The organism is Microvirga sp. KLBC 81, assembly GCF_003075415.1.
In the GTDB taxonomy this organism is placed as follows: Bacteria; Pseudomonadota; Alphaproteobacteria; order Rhizobiales; family Beijerinckiaceae; genus Microvirga.
On the sequence record NZ_QDAH01000003.1, the window covers coordinates 18,706 to 42,061 of the forward strand.

Here is a 23,356-nt window from a genome sequence, read left to right on the forward strand (position 1 = left end):
GTTCAAGCCTCCATCATAGCTGTGGATCTTCCGGTCGATGGCGGGGGAGAGCTGGCGCTCGCCAGCAGGGCCTCAAGCTCCCGGGCGCGATGTTCGGACGTGTGCTCCGCCATCGTGCGTTCTCGGCTCGCGCGTGCGATGCGCTTCAGCTCGGCATCGGACAGATCGAGCGCAGCGACTGCATCCTCGGTCGTGCGTGCGATGAGAATCTCGCTGCCAGGTTCGAAGAAGCTGTCGAGACCCTCCCAATCGTCGGAGAGGACAGGAACACCACAGGCCGAGGCCTCGAAGAGGCGTCCCGAAGGGCACCACCCCATCTCGGCCATGGCCTGGCGCGTGATATTAAGGGTCAGTCGTGACGACGAGAAGAAGGCTGGGTGTTCCGATGGGGGCAAGTGCCGTACGAAATGGATGTTCGACTGCCAAGGGAAATCGTCCGGATACTGAGCGCCGCCGATCAAGAAGCGCCTTTGCGGGCGCATGCCAGCCGGGTCGATGAAGAGCCGTTGCAGAGCAGTCTGCCGGTCGGCCGCATAGGTGCCGAGATAGGAGAGATCGGAGATGTAATGAGAGATTGGAGAGATGGGGTGATGAACATCCGGGTCCACATGCCCATACAAAGGCGCCACGCGCTGCGCCCCAAGCTCCGATTGCAGCTTGTCCAGGGCACCTCCACCTGTGTAGCTGAGGACCAAATCGAACGCGCCCAGGCCACGCGAGCCGATATAGGTGAGCGGCTCCTTGGCTTGAAGCTTTGAGAAGGTGACTGGCGTATCGAGATCGTAAAACGTTCGCACCACGCGCGGCGTATCCAGGACAAGATCCGTAGCCTCGATCCCATCAGGACAGTAAGAGGTCACCATCGCCGCGTCGGCATCGGCCAGCTCGGCCCTCGCACGGTCTCTGATCGCGTCCCAGCTATCGTAGAGAATGAGTTCGCCGTTCGGGATCACGAAAAGGTCTCGGCTCGAGGCGTAGTAGGGCACATCCTTCTCGAAGAAAACGACTCGGTGCCCCTGACGTGCGAGCGATCGGCACAAGCCGCGCCAAAGGGTGGCATGGCCGTTGCCCCAGGAGGAGGAAATGGTGAGCCCGAACACGACCAGCTTCATGCGGCGATCACCTCGTTCATGCGAAGAACTTTTGAGCCCCAGTCGCCGACGACGAGCGTGCTGATGGAAGCGGGCGAAATTTCGAAACGGGAATAGGCGTCAATCGGCATGCCAAGATGGTACAGAAGAGCTGCCTTGATCACGTCGCCATGGCTCACAAGGATGACGGAGCGCTCGGCATAAAGATTTCGCAGCTGCTCCATAGCATGGATGACGCGTGCCTGCGCCTCCAGCATCGTCTCGCCCTCGGGTGGGCGGCTCGTGCTGCGACTGCTGTTCCATGCATGCCAACGCGGGTCGTCGGAGAGATCGTCGAAGCTCTTGCCTGACCAGCCACCGAAGTCGATCTCAGCGATGCCTTCAGACTGCTTGAGAGGTCTGCCGAGACGGGCCGCTATGGGTTCTGCCGTCTCGACGGCTCTTTCGAGTGGGCTTGTGCAGATGCACGCCACCTTCTCGTTCTTCTCATTCGCAAAACGTTCCGCAAGGCTGCGCGCCTGCGTCTTGCCCAGATCGCCGAGCGTCACACCAGGTATCCGGCCGCACAATACCGTTCCCACTCTGTCATGGGCAGCATGGCGCACGAGGAAAAAGGTGGTGGTCACGCTGGGCGTCTCCTCAGGCCTCTTCGTCAACGCCTTCAATGAAGCGCAGCGTTCTCTCACGCGCCTCGCTGTCCGTGAACTGTCGCGGAGGAGACTTCATGAAGTAGCTTGACGGTCCGGTGAGCGCTCCCCCGATTTTGCGGTCCATGGCGAGCTTGGCGCAGCGCACGGCGTCGATGACGATGCCGGCGGAATTGGGCGAGTCCCAGACTTCGAGCTTCAGTTCCACATTCAGCGGAACGCCGCCGAAGGATGTGCCCTCCATGCGGATATAGGCCCACTTGCGGTCCATGAGCCACGGCACGTGATCGCTGGGTCCTACATGCACATCTTCTGGAGGAAGAGGGATATCGAGCTGACTCGTCACAGCTTGCGTCTTGGAGATCTTCTTCGATTCCAGACGCTCGCGCTCGAGCATGTTCTGGAAGTCCGTGTTGCCGCCGAAATTGAGCTGGTAGGTCCGGTCAAGACGCACGCCACGTTCCCGGAACAGGTTAGCGAGGACGCGATGCACGATGGTGGCCCCGACCTGACTCTTGATATCGTCACCCACGATCGGAAGGCCGCGATCCTCGAAGCGCTTTCGCCATTCGGGGTTCGATGCGATGAAGACAGGGATGCAGTTCACAAAAGCGCATCCTGCCTCCAGAGCGCGCTCGGCATACCATTCGGTTGCCTTCTGTGATCCGACCGGAAGGTAGGAGACGAGCACATCCGTTTTGGACTGGCGCAGAACTTCAGTGACGTCCGCTTCGTCTTCTGGTGATTCCTCGATCTCGTCGCGCAGATACTTGCCGAGGCCGTCAAGGGTTTTGCCGCGATTGACGACGATGCCGCTTTTAGGGACCGCGGCGAAGCGCTGCGTGTTGTTGGGTTCGGCAAAGATTGCCTCGGAGACATCCCGCCCCACCTTCGAGGCATTCACGTCGAAGGCTGCGGAGATCTCCACATCGCTGACATGATAACCGCCAAGCTCGGCATTCATCAGGCCGGGGATGGGTTCATTGCTCTTGGCATCCTGATAATAGGAGAGACCCTGCACGAAGGATGAGGCGCAATTGCCGACGCCGACAATTCCGACGCGGACCTTTCGTGAGCTCATAACGGATCTCCTTGATGAGGCCTTCGCCGGCTCCATTTCCGGTCGTATTCCGGTACAGGCGGCAGGCAGGGGGCCCGGTCACTTTCCCGAAGCTTGGCCGTCAACGCAGCAAAAGTGTTTGTTGTTCCCTGAACGATTCTTGGCTTGAGACTCTTGTCCTCGGGAATATGCGCCCGAACTAGAGGTGGGCCTGAACGGCCAAGGCCCAGGCTTAAGGAACAAAGATGATGATGGAGCGTTTGCTCCGTGAAATGCCAAGCTATGAGAGGGATGATTAGGGCGGCCGCCACGCGCCGTGCTCTGCCCTGAAGCCCTGCGTCCGCCTGGAAAATGCGCATGTCCCGCGTCGCTTCTCCAGCCGGAGGAGCAGGATTCTCCATCTCCAAGTTCTGGCACCGTGCCCTCAACCGATCCGGAGACCTCTCGTGACGGATACGATCCTCATTACTGGCGGCGCTGGCTTCATCGGCCGTTATGTTGCGCGAGCCTGCTTGGAGCGTGGACATCGTGTTCGCGTGCTCGACAGCCTCATCGAGCAGGTTCACGGCGACAAGACGCAGGCCGATAGCCTCGACCCGGAAGTGGAGGTCATCGTCGGCGATGTGCGTGACGAGACCGCGATCCTGAGGGCGCTCAAGGGAGCCACGAAGGTGGTTCACCTCGCGGCCGAAGTCGGTGTTGGTCAGAGCATGTATGCGGTCGACCGCTACGTCTCTGTCAACGATTACGGAACGGCGGTTCTTTTCCAGCAGCTCATCGACAACCCCGTAAAGCGCGTTGTCGTCGCTTCGTCCATGAGCATCTATGGGGAGGGGCTCTACCGTGATGCCGACGGGAACATCATGGAAGATGTGGTGCGTGTCCCGCGCACCAGTGAGAGCGATCCTTGGGACCCGTTGGATGCGCAAGGACGTCCGCTCGTTCCGGTGCCGACGCCTGAGTGGAAGAAGCCGGCGCTCGCATCCGTCTATGCGCTTTCCAAATATGTGCAGGAGCGCCTGACGCTCACCCTCTGTCCCGCCTATGGCATGGAAGGTGTGGCGCTTCGACTCTGGAATGCCTATGGCCCGGGCCAAGCCTTATCCAATCCCTATACCGGCGTCCTCGCCATCTTCGCATCGCGACTCCACAACGGTCAGCCGCCGATGATCTTCGAGGATGGTCAGCAACGCCGCGACTTCGTGCATGTGGAGGACGTGGCGCAGGCTTTCGTGCTGGCGCTCGAGCATGAAAAGGCTCCGGGGGGTGTCTTCAACGTGGGAAGCGGCGTGGACCGCACGGTCTCGCAAGTGGCCGAGTTTCTGGCTCAAGCAATGAACAAGCCGATTGCTCCCGAAATTGCCGGCAAGGCACGCATTGGCGACATCCGTCACTGCATTGCGGATATCACGAAGATCAGCCAAGAACTCGGCTATAAGCCAAAGAAGGATTTTTCGGAAGGGTTGTCCGAGCTCGCCGAATGGGTTGCTCATCAGGAAGCCAAGGACCTTGTTCAGGAGGCCCGCAAGGAGCTCGAAGCACGGGGTCTCGTCGCATGAAGGACGCGGATTCAAAGATTGGCGCACCGGCCATTCTTCGCCGCCACCCCGTTCTGGTGACAGGCGGCGCGGGATTTATCGGCTCGAATCTGGCAGATCGCTTCGCCAGCGAGGGCCATGACGTTCTCGTCTATGACGCCCTGGCGCGTCCTGGGGTTGATCGCAATCTGGATTGGCTGAAGAAGCGGCACCCGGCGAAGATATCAGCCGTCACCGGCGATATTCGCGATGAGACGGCTGTGGCCGATGCGGCGTCTGATGCGCAGGCAGTGTTTCACATGGCCGCTCAAGTAGCGGTCACAACCAGCCTTGCCGATCCTCGCGAAGATTTTGACATCAACGTTCGTGGCACGCTGAACCTGCTCGATGCTCTGCGCAGGCGCAACGGGATGGTGCCTCTCGTCTTCGCGTCCACCAACAAGGTCTATGGCGACCTTGCTGATGTGGAGCTCGACATGACAAACGATTCTTACGTGCCGCGTGATCCTGCCATTCGCGACACCGGAATCGGTGAAACACGTCCTCTCGACTTCCATACGCCGTATGGCTGCTCCAAGGGTGCGGCTGACCAATACGTGCTGGATTATGCACGCTCCTACGGCATTCCCACCTGCGTTCTGCGCATGAGCTGCATCTATGGCCAGCGCCAGATGGGAACGGAAGATCAGGGGTGGGTGGCCCATTTCCTGATTCGTGCCCTGGAGGGGCAGCCGATAACCATTTACGGAGATGGCTGTCAGGTTCGTGATATTCTTAACATCTCCGATGCAGTCGATGCCTATGTGGCGGCTTGGAAGCACATCGACGCTGTTCAAGGGCGCGCCTTCAATCTCGGTGGCGGCCCGTCGAACGCAATCAGCCTGCGGCAGCTTCTCGTTTATATCGAGGAGGTCATCGGCCGTCCCGTGGAGACACATTACTCCGATTGGCGCGCGGGCGACCAGCGCTATTACGTGTCCGACACGCGCCAGATCGCGCGTGTGCTTGGGTTGAAACCGCCGACGCCGTGGCGCAAGGGCGTGGCTGCTCTGGCGCAATGGCTGCAGGAGGAGAGGGGGCTTGCCGGCGCGATTCGCCCAAGCTCACGCCTTCAGGAGGCAGCCGCTCTGTCATGAGAGGCGCATCGAGCGTCTCACTGATCGATCTTAATCAGGCCTGCTCGTTCTGAGGGAGCTGGAAGAGACATGTCTGTATCGACACAGGGCGCATCCTCTCTTCGCGTGCTCATGACAGCGGACGCGGTCGGGGGCGTCTGGCAGTATGCCCTGGACGTTGCCGAGGGCTTGCGCGCGTACGGCGTCGAAACAACTCTCGCGGTGCTTGGTCCTGCGCCTACTGACGATCAAATAAGGAGGGCTGAGGCTGCGAGCATTGATCTGATTACGACAGACCTCCCTCTCGACTGGACGGCGGACAGGCCGCAAGAGGTGGAGGAGGCCGGGCGGGCGATTGCGCGTCTCTCTGCACGGATCAAGCCAGACATTGTCCACCTCAACAGCCCGGCACTTGCCGCGAGCGGCCATCATGACTGCCCGGTCGTTGCCGTCTGCCATTCCTGTGTCGTGACATGGTGGGAGGCCGTGCATGGCGGTTCTCTGCCGGACGAGTTCGTGTGGCGGGCGGACTTAGTGCGCAAGGGATATCATGTTGCCGACAGGCTTCTGGCTCCAACGGCAGCTTTCGCGAATGCGACAGCTCGTACCTATAACCTCGCAGTGGCACCTACGGTCGTACCGAATGGGCGTCGAGCCATGCCGGCAGGTGAGTGTCTACCACGCGATGTCTTCGCATTCACGGCCGGGCGATTATGGGACGACGGCAAGAATTTTGCAGTAATCGACCGTGCCGCGGAGCACCTTTCACTTCCCTTCCTTGCAGCAGGTCCGCTCAAAGGCCCAAACGGAGCGAAGATTGAAGCTCATCACGCTGTTTCGCTTGGGCGATTGAGCGACGATGAGATTGCCCGATATTTGAGTTCGCAGCCGATCTTTGTTTCAGCTGCCAAATATGAGCCTTTTGGGCTCGCTGTGCTTGAGGCCGCACAGGCCGGCTGCGCCCTCGTGCTTTCCGATATCCCGACCTTCCGAGAATTGTGGGATGGTGAAGCTGCCTTCGTGGTGCCTGACGACGATCAGGCTCTAGCGCAAGTCCTTGATCGTCTTGCATCTGACGAATCTACTCGCCGCCAACTGGGAGAAGCCGCCAAGAAGCGAGCGGCTTCCTATAGTGTGGAAGCCATGAGCGCGGGCATTCTGGAGGCCTACCGGTCGCTGCTTCCGTCCCGACCCGAACTGATCTCCCCGGAGGGGGCTGCTGCATGAAGTTTGCCTATTTTACGCATTCTCTCGCGTCCTGCTGGAACCACGGCAATGCTCACTTCTTGAGAGGCGTTCTGCGTGATCTCATCCATCGTGGGCATGAGGTCGTAGCCTATGAGCCTCAGGGGGCCTGGAGCCTTGAGAATCTCCTGAAGGACCACGGAGAAGCGGGGCTGGACGCCTACCGTAATCTTTATCCCGAACTGTCCTCAACAACGTTCGGTGCAGATGCTGATCTCGAAGAGATGATATCTGATGCCGATGTGGTGATCGTGCACGAGTGGAACGATCCGTGGTTCGTCGCCGCCATCGGCAAGTTACGACGCCAGGGTGCACGTTTCACGCTTCTCTTTCACGATACGCATCACCGGGCCGTCAGTGATCCAAATGCAATCCGACAGTTCGACCTCAGTGGCTATGACGGCGTGCTCGCTTTCGGCGAGACGCTCGCAGAGGTCTATCGGCGATGGGGCTGGGGAGACCGCGTTCACGTCTGGCATGAGGCCGCTGACACCCGGCTTTTTCATCCACCTGCTGTCGAGACAGAGCGCGAGGGGCTGGTCTGGATCGGCAACTGGGGCGATGACGAGCGCAGTACGGAGCTGGAAACGTTCCTGTTCCGCCCCGCTCAAACCCTTGGCCTGCCGCTTGAGATTTACGGCGTACGGTATCCCGAGCACGCCCTTGAAACTCTTTCCCGCTACGGCGTGACCTATCGCGGATGGCTGGCGAATGCCCGAGCGCCGGAGGTATTCGCCAAGCACCTGGCTACCGTGCATGTGCCGCGCCGCTTCTATGTCGATATGCTTCCTGGCATTCCCACGATCCGTGTTTTCGAGGCGTTGGCCTGCGGCATTCCTCTCGTCTCTGCGCCGTGGAATGACTCGGAGAGGCTCTTCAATCCCGGTACTGATTTTCTCGTCGCACGTAATGAGGGCGAGATGGTGCGCCATCTCACGGCAATCCGTCAGGATGCCGACCTTCGACGCTCGCTCGTGACCAATGGGCTCGCTGCCATTCACGACCGTCATTCCTGTGCGCATCGCGCAGAACAACTCCTCACCATTCTCGAAACCTACGGCGCTACGGCGCCGATGGAGATGTCCGCATGAAGATCGCCTTTTACGGCTCCAGCCTTCTCTCCTCCTATTGGAACGGCGCGGCAACCTATTACCGCGGCATGCTGAGCGAGCTCGCCCGGCGTGGCTACAGCATCACCTTCTACGAGCCTGATGCCTTCGATCGCCAGAAGCATCGCGACATCGAGCCGCCGGAATGGGCGGAGGTAAAGGTCTATCCTGCGACCGAAGAGGCCATGCGCGCTGTCGTGGCCGAAGCGGCAAAAGCCGACGTCGTTGTGAAGGCCTCCGGTGTCGGCGTCTTCGACAACGAGTTGCTCGAAGGTGTTGTCGCGGCCTCCAGGCCGGATGCCATCCGCATTTTCTGGGATGTGGATGCGCCGGCAACGCTCGCGGAACTGCGGGAGAGCCCGGATCATCCCTTGCGGCGCACGCTGCCCGCTCTCGACTTCGTGCTGACCTATGGCGGCGGCCCGCCGGTCATCGAGGCGTATGAAGGTTTCGGTGCCCGTCGGTGCATACCGATCTACAACGCGCTCGATCCCTCGACACATCATCCGGTTCCAGCCGATGAACGCTTCAAGGCGGATCTTTCATTCCTCGGAAATCGCTTGCCGGATCGAGAGGCACGCGTCGAGCAGTTCTTCCTGGAGCCGGCTGCGCGCCTGCCGGGGCGCAGCTTCCTGATCGGCGGCAATGGCTGGGAAACGAAAGGCATGCCGGCGAACGTGCGCCATATCGGACATGTCTATACGCGCGACCACAATGCCTTCAATACGAGTCCGCTGGCGGTGCTCAACATCGCACGCGACTCCATGGCGACCACGGGATACTCCCCCGCAACCCGCGTGTTCGAGGCCGCCGGTGCGGGCGCGTGCTTGATCACGGATGCCTGGGTTGGTCTGGAGCTCTTCCTGAAAGCGGGGGAAGAGGTTCTCGTCGCCCGCGACGGCAAGGACGTGGCCGATCATGTGGAGACCCTGACGCCCGAGCGCGCCAGGGCCATCGGCGCTGCCGCCCGCCGGCGCATCATGGCTGAGCACACCTATGCCCGCAGAGGAGCCGAAGTCGATACCATTCTGCGCGAAGCCGCCTCGCAGAGGCGGGAGAGGAGCGTCGCGTGAGCGGGCTGCGTGTCATCGTTCTGGGCTTGAGCCTCTCATCCTCCTGGGGCAACGGGCATGCCACGACATTCCGAGCCCTGCTGAAGGCCTTCGCGGCGCGTGGGCACGATGTGCTTTTTCTGGAGCGCGACGTGCCTTGGTATGCGGCGCATCGGGATCTCATGGATCCGGAGTTCTGCGATCTTGAGTTCTACGCGAGCCTTGAAGACCTTGAGCGCTACCGGGAAACGATTGCTGCTGCCGACGCGGTGATCGTCGGATCCTACGTGCCCGAGGGTGTGGCCGTCGGGCGCTGGGTGCAGAAGACGGCAAGAAGTGTCGTCGCCTTCTACGATATCGATACGCCGGTGACCCTGGCGAAGCTCGAGAGAGGCGATTACGAATATCTCTCACCCCAGCTGATCCCGAACTACGACGTTTATTTCTCCTTCACCGGTGGTCCGACGCTCAGCCTGTTGATGGACCGGTACGGCTCACCTGCGGCGCGGGCACTCTATTGCTCCGTTGATCCGGAGCTTTATCCCGTTCTCGATCAGAAGAAGCGATGGGACCTGAGCTATCTCGGCACGTATAGCCCGGATCGGCAGCCGACCCTCGAGCGGCTTCTGATCGAGCCGGCCAGGCGGGCGCCGCATCTGCGCTTCGTCGTGGCGGGACCTCAATATCCTGCCGATATCGTGTGGCCGGAGAACGTCGAGCGCATTGATCACGTGCCTCCCAGCGAACACCCTGCCTTCTATGCCGCGAGCCGCTACACCCTGAATGTCACGCGCGCCGACATGATTCGCGCGGGGTACAGCCCTAGTGTGCGCCTGTTCGAGGCAGCAGCCTGTGGAACGCCGATCATTTCCGACAGTTGGGACGGGATCGAGACCCTCCTGGAGCCTGGATGTGAGATCGTCCTCGCTCAACAAGCGGCCGAGGTTGTTCAGGTGCTTGAGGGTTGGGATGAGGCGCGGCGCTCCACCATGGGGCAGGCGGCGCGGGAAAGAATTCTTGCTGAGCATGCGGCTTTCCATCGGGCTGCTTCCATGGAGCGGGATCTGATCGAGGCTCTGGGACGCCGGCAGCAGGAACTTCGTCTCGCGATGGAAGTGGGGGCCTGAAGGTCGTGAATAGATTCTGAGCCTGGCAGTGAACCAAGCCAAGCTTCGGACGTTGGACCGATAAAGGTTTGTACCTCCGGACCGTTGTTGGTGGTCCGATAAGGAGATCGTCTTCATGAAGAATGGCAAGAGCAAGCTCGTCCTTGTCGCGGGTGGAGCCGGGTTCCTCGGATCGCATTTGTGCGACGCCCTTCTGAGCGAAGGCGCTCATGTGGTAGCTCTCGACAATTTTCAAACGGGTCAAAAGCAGAACCTGAGGCACCTTGAGCGTGAGCCTCGTTTCGATCTGGTGGACAGCGATATCATCAAGCCCGTGCCGTCCCGCTTGCGCTCCAAGAAGATGAAGTTCGATGAGATCTTCAATCTCGCATGCGCTGCATCGCCGCCTCATTATCAGGCGGATCCTGAGCACACAATGTTGACCAGCGTTGTGGGAACTCACAATCTCCTCACGCTCGCTGAGGATATCGGAGCGCGCTTTTTCCTGGCCTCTACCAGTGAAATTTATGGTGATCCCGAAGTTCATCCGCAGACAGAAAGCTATTGGGGGAACGTGAACCCCACAGGCCCGCGCGCCTGCTATGATGAAGGAAAGCGTGCAGCGGAAACCCTAACGTTCGACTTTGCCCGGGCTGAGCGTGCCGATGTTCGCGTAGCGCGGATTTTCAACACCTATGGACCTCGCATGCGCGCGGATGACGGCCGCGTCGTCTCCAATGTCATCTGTCAGGCGCTGGCCGGTGACGACATCACGATTTATGGCGATGGAAGCCAGACACGCTCCTTCTGCTACGTCTCGGATCTCGTGGATGGATTCATGCGTCTCATGGCTTACAAGGGACCTTTCCCGGGTGCCGTCAATCTCGGCAATCCGGTGGAACTCACGGTAGGCGATCTGGCGCAGAAGGTTTTGACAATGACGGGCTCATCTTCGCAGATCGTCACACGTCCCTTGCCGGTAGACGATCCCCGGCGGCGGCGGCCTGATATCGCTCTCGCCAAGCAGCTTCTGGGATGGTCCCCGAAGACTTCTCTCGATGTGGGATTGAGGGAAACCATTGCCTGGTTCGCGGATGAACGCTCCGGCAGCACCAAGGCGGCTCGCGCTCCAACGATGCTTCAGGGAGCCGTCGCGGCGGGGCAGGCTTAGAGTAAAGCACCTCTCTTATGAAAGCATTAGGCGCCGGTATGAACCGGCGCCTCTTTTATTACTCCAGACATTGCTGCTCTTTTGAAGAGATCGACCTTACGTGCGAATGCAGAAAGGCGCCCCTTAGAGGGGCGCCTGTCCTAAATTGTTCGAGGACGGTTCAGGCCTTTGCGACGCCAACCGTGTCGGCCATCTTCGCGCCGCGCGTGCCCATGGGTTGTTGGGCGCCCTCGGTTGTGTCCTTCACAGTCTGATGTTCCATCTCGGCATTGATCTCGGCTCCTAGCAGCACGACGATGCTCGACAGCCAGATCCAGGTCATGAAGCCGATAACTGCACCCAGCGAGCCGTAAGTTTCGTTGTAGCTGCCGAAGTTCGAGACATACCACGAGAAAAGCATCGACACGGCGATCCATAGAACGGCGGCGATAAGGCCGCCGGGGGTGACCCAGCGCCATTCGGCTTTGTCGCGGCTCGGCCCGAAGCGATAGATCAGAGACAGGCCCAGCGTGACGCCGATGAGGAGAACCGGCCAACGAATGATGGCAAGGAGCCACTCCGTTCCGCTACCAAGACCGATGAAATCGAGAATGATCGGGAGGACGACGATGCCGCCGAGGGCAAAGAGAATGAAGAGGATCGCACCAAGAGTGAAAGAAAGTGAAACCAGATTGAGGCGGATAAAGCTGCGCTTTTCTTCTTCGTCATTGACGATGTTGAGCGCATCGAAGACGGCTTTCATGCCGGCATTCGCGCTCCAGAGAGAGAGAACAAGGCCGAAGATGAAGCCAAAGCCAAGCGCGCCTCCACCTTGAGAGGAGATGCGCTTGACCTGATCGCTGATGATCTCGAGTGCCCCACCCGGAAGAACACCGGACATCGCATTCAGATGGTCCTGGATCGTAGCCGGATCGGCAAAGAGGCCGTAGATGGAAACCAAGGCTGCAATGGCTGGGAAGATGGCCAACAGCGCATAATAGGTGACGCCTGCCGCAACAGAGGTGACGCGGTCCTTGCCGAACTCCTCATAGGTGCGCCAGAGAATGTCCTTCCAGCCTTTCGCAGGAATTTCCGTCGGCCTGTCGGCCTCACGTCCGCGGCCTTTCTCCGCTGCCGCTGCGTGGGGATTGGCGTGCTGCTTTTCGGAAAAGCCGGTATCAGGCTGTTGCCGAGCTTGGCCCGTCTGCCGATCCATAGGCCTGCCCGAGACAGGCGCGGGATGGCGCTCGCCACCGGCGACCAGCCTGACGAGAGCCCAGCCGACAACGACCGCGGCCATGGTCGCCATTGCAGAGGGGGGGTGGGATGAACCTGGTTGCTGAACGGCTGGATTATTCGCCATCGTCGGACTGGACCTCACTTATCACTCGCCAACCGGACAAGGCTTGGCTCACCCGTAAACCTCGTCGCGAAGTCACGAGTTCCACAACCCGAGGATGGGTGTCCTCGCGGGGGCTGGGCGCAGCAAGGCACGGCGCTAGATCCAGCGGCTCAGGTTCTCTTAGTCGGGATAGGCTGATGACGGCATTCGCACGTTGGGCTGCTAATGGACTTGTTCTGCTTCTCGCCTTACTTGCGATCCGGTCCGAATTCCCTCGTATCGCCTATGGAGATGGCCTGTGGGATTTCGGTTCCTTCGTGGCCTCCGGCCGGGCTGCGGCTGAGGGATTGGATCCTTACGGAATCTACCCGCTGACCCTGAGAGTCGAACTGCCAGGCTTCGAATCCTGGAATCCCAATCTCAACCCTCCCATCTCGGCACTGCTCTTTCAGCTATTCGACGTGGCAGATCCCGAAACAGCGTTCGAAGTTTGGCGGTGGATCTCGATCGCTTTCTATGCAGCAGCCGTACTCCTCCTCATCCGGCGTTTCTGGAATCTGCAGGCTCCTATCCTCGCCGTGTGGGCCTTCGCCCTCGCAGGCTTTTGGGACACGCTCTTTCTCGGGCAGATCTATTTGCCTTTAGTGTTTGCAGGCGTCGCAGCTTGGCTGTTGCTGGAACGGAGCCGTGCTGTTGCTGCTGGGATCCTCATAGGAGTTATCGTCTCCCTGAAGCCGAACTTTCTGGTCTGGCCTGCTTTGCTGTTTCTGTCCGGCTACCGCGTATCAGCGCTCGTATCCGTTGGAACCGCGACGGTAATCAGCGCCATACCCCTCGTGCTGTACGGTCCGGAAGTCTATCAGCAATGGTTTGCTTTGATCGCATCTGACAGCGCGCGGGCCTTCTTCCTGACCAATGCGTCCTTCTTGGGCCTTGCCACCCGTGCGGGTGTGCCGATGCTCGGTATGCTTGCAGGATTAGCCCTCTTGAGCGCCCTGGCGGTGTGGGCTTACTGGCTGCGTCCTGGCGTGATGGCAGCTAGCGCTCTTGGCTTGGTGGCATCGCTCCTGGCCTCGCCTCTCGGCTGGATCCACTACACGCTGTTTTTGCTGCCGGTGATTTGGAGCTACTGGCATAAGCCGGTGATGCACATCGTTGCCCTGCTGCTCCTTGTGCCGGTGCCGTTCGTCATCGATCAGCTCACGGAGCCGAGATGGATCCAACTCACCACCGGATCCGTCTACGGCTGGGCCATGGTGCTCTGCCTTGTCATCCTTGTAGCCAATGAATGGCGGGGACGGCGTATGGGCTCGCAGGGGAAATTGGCTCTGCCTCGCTTGTGCGGTGTTGCTGCTCCTTCGTAAGATGGTCAGCCCCCATCGGGCAGAAGCCTGACGTTCGGATCGTCGGGTGAAAAGCCCCGGTATCGACTGACCGTCTCGGCAGGTGGCGCGCGCAGGACATAGACCTTCCAATCCGCCGTTTCCCGCGCAAGCTCATAGCGATCTTCGAGATATTCGGCGTAGATAGCCTTGAGGCCTTCTGCCGTGGCGCTGTCGACAGGCCACTTGGGCTCCATGACGATCCGAACATCGCGGAAGAGCGCTTTTGCGGGCGGGTGGCTGTCCTCATTCAGCGTGCGCCCCCAATGATGCCAGGTGCTGTCTCCTTCAGGCGCGGCGAGGCCAAGGCCGGCAGAGAAGGGGCCCACGAAGTCGAGAACCATCACGTGATCCCTCTCGTGCTTCAAGTTCGACAAGGCGTTCGCGCCATCCGCAATGCTGGCGAGATAACGGGCGAAGGCGCCATAATCTCCCTCATTCCAAAGGTGGGCCAGCTTGATCTCGCGGAAGTGCGGAAGAGGTACGGCCTCTCCCTGATCCAGGCTCGATAATCCGGTATGGAGACCAAGGGCAGCCGCATTGTGGAGGCTCCCCGGAAGGACGAACCCAAAGAGGAGGAGCTGAGCGCCGACAGTCAAGGACGATCGCCACTTGTCCGCAGCCGGACCGCCGGCGCGAGCCAACAGCTCCACCGCAACGGCAGCGCCAGCTGCAAGAGTCATCACACCCCAGTTCTGATAGTTCTGCATGATCAGCAGATAGCCGGATCCTGCACAAAAGCCGAAGAACAACAGATCGCGGATGCTTCTCGTGCGCCAAAGGACAAGGCCCGCGAAGAGAGCGAAGATTACGAAATCAGCCAGGTTTCGAAACAGAACCTGGGCTATTGCATCAAGGGTCTTCAAGCTGCCGCTCACCTCTCCGGCGAGAAGGAGATCGGCGATATGAGCTCTCGTCCCCTGCCAGAAGACTTCAACGGCGAGGCAGGTCGCCATCACAAGGCCGAGCGCGGCAAGCGCCCACAGGCGCTCGCGTGTACCGAGAAGGAGAAGGATGAGAAAGCCTATTCCGACGATCCCGTAGCTGATCTTGATGTACAGCATCAGGACCACGAGGAAGGCCGCGCTTAAAGCATCGAGGCTGCGCTGATAGCGGTAGGGGCGCTCAGGACGGAGATACATAACGAGCAGAAAACCAAGTGCTGCCCATCCAATGCGATTATAGAACATGGCGAAGGAGAGGGCGCCGATGCTCTCGCCAAGATTGATCGGCGCTGCGGCAACCAGAATAAGGCAGAAGGCCAGCGGAAAGGCGATGGCTGGTCTCAGGCGCGAGCTGAGAATATGAGCCGCCGGTAGCGCGAGGGCTATGACGAGGAGTGCCATGCCTACCGGCATGGCGCCTCCGAAGCTTCCCGAAAGCCAATAGCCGGCAGCGGGCGCATAATAAACGAGTGGGCCAAGAGCCGTGTGAAAGTCACGGTTGGGAACTTGGCCAAGCTGGATACGGTGAACGCCGTCAAGGAAGATGAAGAGATCGTTCACATACTTGGTTGTGACCGTTTGCCCAGGCCAGGCGAGCATGAAGGAGCAAACTGCAGCTATGGCAATCACAAGCAGCGCGACAGAGACTGAGCGTTGCGTCCAAGCTGTCATGGTCAAGGTCCACCCCCAAGCCACAACCAGGAACGCGCGGTCATGTTCCCCTAGAAAGGAGCCTTGGTCGCGACTTCCTGGGTCTTACGGCGGTAGATAATCCAGCCTTCTGTATCGTGAAGAGGCTCGAAATTTGCATCAATGTAGGCTTGGTATAGCTCACGCAGCGGAGCATGGTTGATGCCCCATTTCGGCAACATCAGGATGTTCACATCGGAGAAATATTGTTCCGGTGGAATGAAATGACTTGCGTTGACATTCCTGTTCCAGTGCAGCCACGCACTGTCACCACGGGGTGGCGGTAGTCCAAGCCCGACAGAGAAAGGGTTCGCAAAATCGAGGACAGATACTTTTGTCAGCGCTTCTGGAAGGCTCTCCAGAGCGCGGGCGCCACTCTCGATGCTTTCGAGATAGACATGCATCAAGGTTCTCTTCTCGGATAGCCAAGGAGCAATCAGCCTGACCTCTGCGAACTTTGGAAGATCGAATGCCTTGCCGGAACGCGCCACCGCCATCGCAGTGTGCAGTCCAAGAGCCATGAAGCAATGGAGAAGGGTTGGCAGGATCATCGCCATCAGAGGCAACGGAGCTCCTGTGGCAAATGACGAGGGCGGAAACTCTTGAGAAGAGTGCTGCGCTCGCAAGCGTAAGATCATTTCCGCGGCTACTGCCGCACCGGCGTGAATGGTCAGAATTCCCCAAGGCTGGGAGTTCTGGTTCTGGATCAGGAGGCCAGGGACAGTGCAGAAGCCAAAGAACAGGAGATCCCGCAGGCTGCGAGTCCGCGGAAGAACCAAAGCAGCGAAGATGCCGAGCAGAGTGTAATCGGCAAGGTGTCGGATGAACGTGCCGGTGAGATCGGCTGGGCTTCGCGAGCCGCTCACCTGGGCGCTCATGACGAGGTCGGCGATGTAAGCGGGCGTGGATCGCCAGAATGCTTCAATCCCGATGCCAGAGATCAGAATGAGAGCAATGGCAGCTGCTACCCACCGGCGCTGGCGAGAATCGGAGAGGAGGAAGGTCAAGAAGGTGAGAGCGACGAGACCATAGGTGATTTTCGTATAAAGCATCACCAGTGTGAGCACAGCAGCCGAGACAGCATCGATGCCTTCCTGCCATGGACGGCATCGCTCCGGGCGCAGATACATGATGAGAAGCGCCCCTAGGGCGGCCCAGCCAATCCGGTTATAGAACATGGCGAAGGACAGCGCCGTGATGCTCTCGCCAAGGTTCAAGGGAGCAGCCAGCACGAGAAGCAGGAACAAGCCATAAGGAAGCGCAAGAATAGGGTGCAGGCGGGAGCTCAGGACATGGGCGATCGGCATGGCGAGGACGAGGGTGGCCAAGGCCATGCCTGACGGCATGGCTCCACCCATGGTTCCAGACAGCCAATAACCCCATGCCGGGATATAAAATGAAAGAGGCCCCAAGGCTGTATGGAAGTCTCTGTTCGGGATCTGCCCCGAAGCGATACGGTGTGCACCATCGAGAAAGATGAAGAGATCGTTCACATAGGATGCGGTGATGGTCACGCCCGGAGCGGCGAGAAGGACAGCAAAGACGATTGCCCCAAGCAGAATGGCTCCTGCCGACCAAGATGATCCATTCTGCGCCAGTCTCATGAGGGCCCCGTATGGTTCAAAACGGCGTCGGAGCCGGGCTGAGGGCGGCGGCGGTAGACCTTCCAATGATCCGTCTGCCGTGCAATCTCGAAATGCTCGGCGATATAGCGGCCGTAGAGGGTTTTGAGCCCTTCTCTGTCGGGCTCAGGTTGAGCTGCATCTCCGACAGGTTTGGGCTCCATCACGACAGTGACGTCGGTCATAAGGGTTTCGGCAGGGATGAATGTCGACGTGTTGAGAGTGCGCTCCCACTGCAGCCAGGGCATGTCTCCCTTTGGAGGCGGGGTGTTGAGGATCATGGGGAATGGATTGGCGAGATCGAGAACAAAGATCTTCTCACCGCTCGGGTTCATTTCTGAGAGCAGCCTGGTGCCGTCGCGTAGCGCCGTCAGGTACAGGTCAGCCTTATCGTATTCGCCCCACGTCCATAGGTTTGCTAGTCGAACTCGCTCGAGATGGGGAAGCGCAATGGACTGCCCGGCGCGGGTGCTCGCTGAAATCATGTGAACTCCAAGGGCCGCCACACAATGCACGATCGTAGGCAGGACAAGAGCCAGAAAGAGGAGTTTTGCGCCTCCACGAGTAGACCAGTGACGCTCGATAGGACTGTCGACGTCTTTGTCCTCGAAACGCAGGATGGTTTCTGCCGCGACCGCGGAAGCAGCATGCAGAATGATGATTCCCCAGGCCTGAAAGTTCTGATTGATGATGAGGAAGCCTGTGACGGCGCAGAAGAGATAAAACAGGCCGTCACGCAAGCTGCGGCTGCGCCCGAGAGCGAGTCCGGCGAATATGGTGAGAAGCACGTAATCGGTCAGGTTGCCCAGGATGTGATCCGCAATCTGTCCCCATGTGCCGCGCAAGCGCCCGCCGACATTGAGAGCCAGACGAACATCGTCGAGATAGGTCCGGGACGACTGCCAGATTATCTCGACCGCAATACATGTGATGACAAGCAGTCCTAGGGTTGCCAAGACCCAGCGCCTTTGGTGCCGCTCCGTGAGCATGAAAATGAGAAAGGCGATGGCAGCGACGCCATAGGTCAGTTTTGTATAGAGCATCACCAGGGTTAGACCTGTGGCGCAGAGCGCATCCACCAGGTCCTGCTGCTCATGCATGCGTATGGGACGTAAGTACATGATGAGCAGAATGCTCAATGCTACCCATCCGATCCGGTTATAGAACTTCGCGAAGGACAGAGCGGTGATACCCTCGCCAAGATTGATCGGCACAGCGAGGATGAGCAGAAGAAAAACACCAAAGGCAACCGCAAGGATGGGATGCAGCCGCGAGCCGAGGATATGGAGTAACGGCACGGAGAATGCGGAAATCGCGAGTGCCATGGCAGCCGGCATGGTGCCGCCCAGCGTACCGGAGAGGGCATACCCCGCGGCCGGAAGATAATAGGCCAGAGGCCCCAGGGGCGTATGAAAATCGCGGCTTGGAACCTGGCCCGAGACAACGCGGTAGGCGCCGTCGAGAATGACGAACAGATCATCCAGGTAGCGTGTGGTGACGGTCTGTCCCGGAAGAACGAGCAGGAGCGCGCATGAGGCGGCTATAACGAGCAGGAGAGCCCTTACTGGTATGCGTCGATCCGAAGGGGCTTCCATCGGCTCCACTGTCCTCCTGTGGCTAGAGCTGTTTCCATTGGCATGGAATCAGCTCTCTCGTTTGCCGGGCCGCATTTTTGACGGTGAACCGGAGCCACTTCACCGGAAAATGCTCTAGAGCATCGGAGCCAAAAGTAGACGCCACTTTTGGGCCGGTGCTCCCTTGTTCAGGCGGTGCATCGTTCGGCGCGGGAAACCGGGTCCGCTTTTCCGCACGATCCGCTAGAGGCGCAGACGTTTGAAGATGCGCTCCGGGATACTACCTATAATCATCATGACCGGCCGCCAGATGCGGCGAACATAAATTATATCACCGCCCCCTTTTTCGGCTGCCGTGAAGATGGCGCGTCCAACTTCTTCGGCCTCTGCCGTGAGAATGGGCGGCAGTTTCATGCCTGCCGTCATCTGCGTGCGTACGAAACCGGGTTTGACGGTGATCACCCGCAGTCCTGCAGGAGCGAGACGGTTGCGCAGGCCCGACAGGAAAGCCGAGAAGCCCGCCTTGGCAGCCCCGTAGAGATAGTTGGAACCGCGCCCGCGATCGCCGGCCACCGAGCTCACGCCGACGATGGTGCCGGATCCGCGTTCCAGGAAGCGCTCGGCGAAAAGACCGAGGAGCAGGGCTGGGCCTTCGAAATTGGTGCGCAGGACCTGCGTGGCGTGGGCGAGATCCTTCTGCCCCCGTGCCTGATCGCCCAATTCGCCGACCACGCACACCATTGTATCGGGAAGCTGGGGCAGGCCATCGATGAAGGCATCGAAGCTGTTGGTCTCCAGAATGTCGAGCCGATGAGTCGTGACCTCGGTACCGGTGCGAGCGGCGATATCGTCCGCATTGCGGCGCGCCTCATCTTCCCTACGGGCTGCCAGCAGCACATGCCATCCGGCTTTCGCGTAGCAGAGTGCGGTTGCACGCCCAATGTCGGACGTGCCGCCGACGAGCAGAAGAGTTCTGGAGGAAGTCATCAGATGCCAAGCCTGGTCGAGAGACGAGAAGAGATCCGGCCGGTCGCCCCGATTGCCCGCCGCAGATCGCGGAAACGGGTCAACCCGGGATAGCCGGCCTCAAACGTGGAAGCGGATTGGCGCGCGTCCTTGGCGAGATACAGCCGGCCGCCGGCGTCAACCACAGTCTTGTCGAGTTCGTCGAGCAGCGGAAACGCCGCGTCGCTGACGGGCATGTCGAGAGCAAGCGTGAAGCCTTCCATGGGAAAGGCGATATCCCCGTGACTCGGGCCCATCTGCTTGAGAACGGCAAGGAATGAGGCGATGCCCCGGTGCGAGATGCGATCGAGGATGCTGCTCAGCGCAGAGCGAGCGTGAGCCGTGGGGACGACGCATTGATATTGCAGAAGCCCGCGCCGGCCGTAGATGCGATTCCAATCTCCAACCCCGTCGAGGGGGAAGAAGTAAGGATTCCAGTGCACGAGGAACGGGTATCCCGCCTTCATGGCACCTGCGCGAAAATACATCTCGTTGAAAGCCGCAACCGAGAGCCGGTTGAGGGTGAACGACGGAAAGTCGACAGGCACGGACAGCCGACCTGTCTGCGAAGACGGAAAGTGCTCTCCTCCGGGGCGCAGCGCCTCGACATCCTTCCGCGTGGCGTGCTCGGCGGCGAAAACGAGGGAGCGGCCCATGGATTTACCCCGGGCCAGGCAATCGATCCACGCGACCGAATAGGTTGCGTCATGACTCGCCTGCAAGGCCTCGAGTGCGCTCTCGAGATTGGGAGCAACAATCGTCTGCTGGCGCATCCATCCGGTTTCGATGGGGCGGAGCTGGAATGTCGCCTCGATAATCGTGCCCGTCAGGCCCATGCCGCCAATGGTGGCGGAGAGAAGTTCGGCATGCTCCGTTCGTGAGCATGTGAGAATGCTGCCGTCGGGCAAGGCAAGGGTCAGCGACTCCACGTGATCGCCGAAGCCGCCATCGCGGTGATGATTCTTGCCGTGCACATCCGAGGCGATCATGCCGCCGATGGTCACGAATTTCGTGCCGGGCACGACGGGCGGAAAGAACCCTCTTGGCACCATCACGTCCAGGAGATCGGCGAGAAGAAGGCCCGCCTCTACGCGAACGCGGCCTGTCGTGGGATCGAAGGCGCGGATACGATTGAGCCCACGGGTAACGAGAGTCGTCCGCTCGCCGATTGCCGCATCCCCATAGGCGCGCGCGTTCCCGCGAGCGACGATTCCTGAATGCGAGGCCATGAGGGGCGGCAGCGCCGTCGGAGAGGCGGGATTGAGAACCTCTGACGGATGGCGGGGATAGCGCCCCCAGCCGAACAGTTCCATCATGCCCGTCGCTCCTTGAACACAAAGCTCCGATCGAGCATGAACTTTGCCGCATAGCCGACGGCAAGACCCAACACGGCACCACTGTATTTGGCAAAATCTGTCTGCCAGATAGCCCAGAAAGCAATCTCGAAACCCCAGAAGACCAGCGTCGTCAGAACGCTGAAGGCCCCATAAAGGGTGATCTTCTGCAGTTCCTGCCTATGCCCGTCGTACCCGTCGTCGAAGACCCATTTCTTGTCCAGCAGGTACTTGAGAATAAAGCCTGCCGCCGTGCCCATCAGGATCGAAAGCGTCAAAGGAGCCACCGGGGCCAAGCGTATTGTCACCTCCTGCGTCAGCAGATTGGCGAGCGTCGCGAGGACTGCAAACAGCACGTAGCGAGTGAACATCCCAGCGGTATTGCCGGTGGAGCGAGAGGAGAGGCTTACACGAGCCGTATCATGTTTATTGTGTTGCGACGACATGGATCAGATCGCCGCGATAATGAGAAGAGCCGTGAGACCAACGATCGCCAGACTCACCTTATCCCTGATGGCAAAGACCACGGGATCGTCGTCCATCAGGCGGCGGCTGGCCAGCATCAGGGCACGAGCGATCCAGTACATGAGCAGCGGTACGACGAACCATAAGATCCTCGGATGCGTGTAGAGCTTGTCCACGGCGTCGCTCGAAATATAGAGCGTAAAGATCGTGATGGCATTAAAGCCGGCTCCGGCGGCGAGAGCCGCGACGATATCAAGGTCGCTGTTCTTGTAATCCCGGCTGGTCGGGTCGGGCAGATTGGCATCGCGCCGGCCTGCAAGCTCCACATAACGCTTGATGAGGGCCAGCGACATGAAGATCATCATGCAGAAAGCCAGAAGCCATTCAGAGATCACGACGCTCGTGGCGACAGCTCCTCCGAAGACCCGGACGGAATAGAGTCCGGCCAAGGTGATCACGTCGACGATCATCATGCGTTTGAGAGCAAACGAATACGCCGTCGTGAGAGCGAAATAACCGAGCAGCACTCCGAGGAAAGGAAGGGACACGGTGGCCGCAAGGGCGATGGCGCTCAGGAACAAGAGCGGGATCGCAATAACCCCATGCATAAGGGGAATGGCGCCGCAGGCCAAGGGACGGTTGCACTTCGTCCGATGCCGCCGGTCATCCTGCAAGTCCACCAGGTCGTTGAGGATATAGACGCTCGATGCGCAGAGCGAGAACGCGACGAAGGCCGTCAGGGCATGAGCAATCGCGCCGGCAGTCAACAGATGGGAGGTCAGCAGGGGCACGAAAATCAGAGCATTCTTTGCATATTGGTGCACGCGGAGCATCCTTGCCCAGGTGCGCCACGTCGGGCGTGTATGGGGCAGATGCTCGATTTCACCGTCCCTGCCAACGAGCTTCTTTCGTACGCCCGCGGGTGCACGAATAGCAAAGGCCTTGGCTGCTTTCTGCCAGACCGGCAGGTCGGCCGCGTCATTGCCGACGTAGTCGAAGCCTTTTTCCCCAAAGACCTCGACCAGCTGCTCGGCCTTCTTCTCGCCCGCCAAATTGGTGGTCTCGTTCGTCGCGAACCAGCCGTCGAATTCCCCGAGATGGTCGGCGACACGGCCAACGAGTTTCTCGTGGCTGGCAGAGGCTAGATAGACCTGGCGGCCCTCCGCCTTGGCCTGCCGGATGAGGGCGAGAACCTCAGGATCGTAGGGTAGGGTGCTCGGGTCGAAATCGACAGGTTCGGACAGCCGATGCTTGAGCGCAGCCTTGCCGCGCTTGAGGGCCGCCAGTATCTCGACCAGCGAATGGGGGCGCCGGCCCAGCTCAGAAAAAGCGGTTTCGATCAGGAGATCGGATGCGACGAGCGTGCCGTCGAGGTCGACAACCAATGGCCGGCTCTTGCCTTCCAGTGCGGCCTTGCCAGCGTACATCTCTATCGGAAGGCTGGAAGGCTGGTGTGCTTCTGCCAGTTGCCGTGAGTCACTGTCATCGAAAGTCGTGCCGTTCTGGAGCTGAGAATGGGTTTCAAATCGAGCCAAGACTCCATGCTCCTTCAAACGAACGTGAGCGTTTTTCCGAAAAGCCTACCGCTAAACTAACCATGAGACATGAATGCAATCCGAACGTTCAGTTAGCGCTCAGGGGGGCATCAAATCTGCTACATAATCCTGCTGACTGAGATGAATGGGCCGGCACAAGAACATGTGGGCCATGAAACGATGCCTCCACTCACCACACAGGCACCGTAATATTGCTTCTGTAAAGCTCGGGCTCAAGTCTCGTGAGTGCTACCGATACGTTGATACCAATAAGTCTTGGCGCGGGCAACGTTAATTGATAGTTTATTACGTTTGATTGCATGAGGGTGGCCGCTGTAAATCTGGAGCTG

General features: G+C 59.6%; 19 protein-coding genes. 8 read left to right on the plus strand and 11 right to left on the minus strand.

Features of this window, described 5'->3' with window-relative positions:
* Positions 1-2 precede the first annotated feature (2 nt).
* The 3 genes from DC522_RS02895 to DC522_RS02905 are packed head-to-tail and all read right to left on the minus strand — an operon-like array spanning position 3 to position 2,819.
* The gene (locus DC522_RS02895) at positions 3-1,112 is read right to left on the minus strand and encodes a glycosyltransferase (protein ID WP_116527206.1); all 1,110 of its coding nucleotides are present in this window, start codon (positions 1,110-1,112) and stop codon (positions 3-5) included.
* Complete coding sequence (locus DC522_RS02900) at positions 1,109-1,717, minus strand: histidine phosphatase family protein (RefSeq protein WP_116527207.1); 609 nt, start codon at positions 1,715-1,717, stop codon at positions 1,109-1,111. The genes DC522_RS02895 and DC522_RS02900 overlap by 4 nt, the downstream gene beginning before the upstream one ends.
* A 13-nt stretch (positions 1,718-1,730) precedes the next feature.
* Positions 1,731-2,819 carry an inositol-3-phosphate synthase gene (locus DC522_RS02905; RefSeq protein ID WP_116527208.1) on the minus strand — a complete coding sequence of 363 codons (1,089 nt, stop codon included), beginning with the start codon at positions 2,817-2,819 and terminating at the stop codon, positions 1,731-1,733.
* 425 nt (positions 2,820-3,244) lie between these two features.
* Here DC522_RS02905 and DC522_RS02910 point away from each other — a divergent pair, with 425 nt between their 5' ends.
* The 7 genes from DC522_RS02910 (at position 3,245) to DC522_RS02940 (ending at position 11,134) form a co-directional block, all read left to right on the plus strand.
* Positions 3,245-4,357 (plus strand): NAD(P)-dependent oxidoreductase, encoded by a 1,113-nt coding sequence (locus tag DC522_RS02910; protein ID WP_116527209.1) that lies wholly within the window; start codon positions 3,245-3,247, stop codon positions 4,355-4,357.
* Positions 4,354-5,472, plus strand: coding sequence for an SDR family NAD(P)-dependent oxidoreductase (locus tag DC522_RS02915; RefSeq protein ID WP_116527210.1), 1,119 nt, complete (start codon positions 4,354-4,356; stop codon positions 5,470-5,472). Before DC522_RS02910 ends, DC522_RS02915 begins: the two co-directional genes overlap by 4 nt.
* A 69-nt stretch (positions 5,473-5,541) precedes the next feature.
* Entirely contained in the window at positions 5,542-6,678 is a 1,137-nt protein-coding gene (locus DC522_RS02920) for a glycosyltransferase family 4 protein (RefSeq protein WP_205769480.1), read from the plus strand.
* Positions 6,675-7,787 carry a glycosyltransferase gene (locus tag DC522_RS02925; protein WP_116527211.1) on the plus strand — a complete coding sequence of 371 codons (1,113 nt, stop codon included), beginning with the start codon at positions 6,675-6,677 and terminating at the stop codon, positions 7,785-7,787. The genes DC522_RS02920 and DC522_RS02925 overlap by 4 nt, the downstream gene beginning before the upstream one ends.
* Positions 7,784-8,878: a glycosyltransferase gene (locus DC522_RS02930; protein ID WP_116527212.1), complete on the plus strand. Its 1,095-nt coding sequence runs from the start codon at positions 7,784-7,786 to the stop codon at positions 8,876-8,878. The genes DC522_RS02925 and DC522_RS02930 overlap by 4 nt, the downstream gene beginning before the upstream one ends.
* Positions 8,875-9,984, plus strand: coding sequence for a glycosyltransferase (locus tag DC522_RS02935; RefSeq protein ID WP_205769482.1), 1,110 nt, complete (start codon positions 8,875-8,877; stop codon positions 9,982-9,984). Before DC522_RS02930 ends, DC522_RS02935 begins: the two co-directional genes overlap by 4 nt.
* A 115-nt stretch (positions 9,985-10,099) precedes the next feature.
* Positions 10,100-11,134 (plus strand): UDP-glucuronic acid decarboxylase family protein, encoded by a 1,035-nt coding sequence (locus DC522_RS02940; RefSeq protein ID WP_116527213.1) that lies wholly within the window; start codon positions 10,100-10,102, stop codon positions 11,132-11,134.
* Positions 11,135-11,294: 160 nt separating this feature from the next.
* On the opposite strand, the gene DC522_RS02945 is transcribed toward DC522_RS02940, so the two are convergent.
* Positions 11,295-12,476, minus strand: coding sequence for a YihY/virulence factor BrkB family protein (locus DC522_RS02945; RefSeq protein ID WP_116527214.1), 1,182 nt, complete (start codon positions 12,474-12,476; stop codon positions 11,295-11,297).
* A gap of 176 nt (positions 12,477-12,652) precedes the next feature.
* Here DC522_RS02945 and DC522_RS02950 point away from each other — a divergent pair, with 176 nt between their 5' ends.
* Positions 12,653-13,819 carry a glycosyltransferase family 87 protein gene (locus DC522_RS02950; protein WP_165820031.1) on the plus strand — a complete coding sequence of 389 codons (1,167 nt, stop codon included), beginning with the start codon at positions 12,653-12,655 and terminating at the stop codon, positions 13,817-13,819.
* A gap of 5 nt (positions 13,820-13,824) precedes the next feature.
* Here DC522_RS02950 and DC522_RS02955 read toward each other — a convergent pair whose 3' ends face one another.
* The 7 genes from DC522_RS02955 to DC522_RS02985 form a co-directional block, all read right to left on the minus strand.
* Positions 13,825-15,453, minus strand: coding sequence for a hypothetical protein (locus tag DC522_RS02955; protein ID WP_116527215.1), 1,629 nt, complete (start codon positions 15,451-15,453; stop codon positions 13,825-13,827).
* Positions 15,454-15,503: 50 nt separating this feature from the next.
* Positions 15,504-17,075 (minus strand): hypothetical protein, encoded by a 1,572-nt coding sequence (locus tag DC522_RS02960; protein ID WP_116527216.1) that lies wholly within the window; start codon positions 17,073-17,075, stop codon positions 15,504-15,506.
* Positions 17,072-18,688, minus strand: coding sequence for a hypothetical protein (locus DC522_RS02965; protein ID WP_116527217.1), 1,617 nt, complete (start codon positions 18,686-18,688; stop codon positions 17,072-17,074). Before DC522_RS02965 ends, DC522_RS02960 begins: the two co-directional genes overlap by 4 nt.
* A 222-nt stretch (positions 18,689-18,910) precedes the next feature.
* Positions 18,911-19,654: an SDR family oxidoreductase gene (locus DC522_RS02970; protein ID WP_116527218.1), complete on the minus strand. Its 744-nt coding sequence runs from the start codon at positions 19,652-19,654 to the stop codon at positions 18,911-18,913.
* Positions 19,654-20,985 carry an FAD-dependent oxidoreductase gene (locus DC522_RS02975; protein ID WP_371678819.1) on the minus strand — a complete coding sequence of 444 codons (1,332 nt, stop codon included), beginning with the start codon at positions 20,983-20,985 and terminating at the stop codon, positions 19,654-19,656. Before DC522_RS02975 ends, DC522_RS02970 begins: the two co-directional genes overlap by 1 nt.
* On the minus strand, positions 20,985-21,377 hold the full coding sequence (locus tag DC522_RS02980) for a GtrA family protein (protein WP_245443929.1): 393 nt from the start codon (positions 21,375-21,377) through the stop codon (positions 20,985-20,987). Before DC522_RS02980 ends, DC522_RS02975 begins: the two co-directional genes overlap by 1 nt.
* A gap of 78 nt (positions 21,378-21,455) precedes the next feature.
* Entirely contained in the window at positions 21,456-22,898 is a 1,443-nt protein-coding gene (locus DC522_RS02985) for a UbiA family prenyltransferase (RefSeq protein ID WP_116527220.1), read from the minus strand.
* Positions 22,899-23,356: the final 458 nt, after the last annotated feature.

Coding starts and splice junctions, on each gene's coding strand:
- DC522_RS02955 (WP_116527215.1), bottom strand. CDS start 15,453: ATGACAGCTTGGACGCAACGCTCAGTCTCTGTCGCGCTGCTTGTGATT.
- DC522_RS02960 (WP_116527216.1), bottom strand. CDS start 17,075: ATGAGACTGGCGCAGAATGGATCATCTTGGTCGGCAGGAGCCATTCTG.
- DC522_RS02985 (WP_116527220.1), bottom strand. CDS start 22,898: ATGTACGCTGGCAAGGCCGCACTGGAAGGCAAGAGCCGGCCATTGGTT.
- DC522_RS02945 (WP_116527214.1), bottom strand. CDS start 12,476: ATGGCGAATAATCCAGCCGTTCAGCAACCAGGTTCATCCCACCCCCCC.
- DC522_RS02895 (WP_116527206.1), bottom strand. CDS start 1,112: ATGAAGCTGGTCGTGTTCGGGCTCACCATTTCCTCCTCCTGGGGCAAC.
- DC522_RS02920 (WP_205769480.1), top strand. CDS start 5,542: ATGTCTGTATCGACACAGGGCGCATCCTCTCTTCGCGTGCTCATGACA.
- DC522_RS02950 (WP_165820031.1), top strand. CDS start 12,653: ATGACGGCATTCGCACGTTGGGCTGCTAATGGACTTGTTCTGCTTCTC.
- DC522_RS02975 (WP_371678819.1), bottom strand. CDS start 20,985: ATGGAACTGTTCGGCTGGGGGCGCTATCCCCGCCATCCGTCAGAGGTT.
- DC522_RS02940 (WP_116527213.1), top strand. CDS start 10,100: ATGAAGAATGGCAAGAGCAAGCTCGTCCTTGTCGCGGGTGGAGCCGGG.
- DC522_RS02905 (WP_116527208.1), bottom strand. CDS start 2,819: ATGAGCTCACGAAAGGTCCGCGTCGGAATTGTCGGCGTCGGCAATTGC.
- DC522_RS02925 (WP_116527211.1), top strand. CDS start 6,675: ATGAAGTTTGCCTATTTTACGCATTCTCTCGCGTCCTGCTGGAACCAC.
- DC522_RS02980 (WP_245443929.1), bottom strand. CDS start 21,377: ATGTTCACTCGCTACGTGCTGTTTGCAGTCCTCGCGACGCTCGCCAAT.
- DC522_RS02965 (WP_116527217.1), bottom strand. CDS start 18,688: ATGGAAGCCCCTTCGGATCGACGCATACCAGTAAGGGCTCTCCTGCTC.
- DC522_RS02970 (WP_116527218.1), bottom strand. CDS start 19,654: ATGACTTCCTCCAGAACTCTTCTGCTCGTCGGCGGCACGTCCGACATT.
- DC522_RS02930 (WP_116527212.1), top strand. CDS start 7,784: ATGAAGATCGCCTTTTACGGCTCCAGCCTTCTCTCCTCCTATTGGAAC.
- DC522_RS02915 (WP_116527210.1), top strand. CDS start 4,354: ATGAAGGACGCGGATTCAAAGATTGGCGCACCGGCCATTCTTCGCCGC.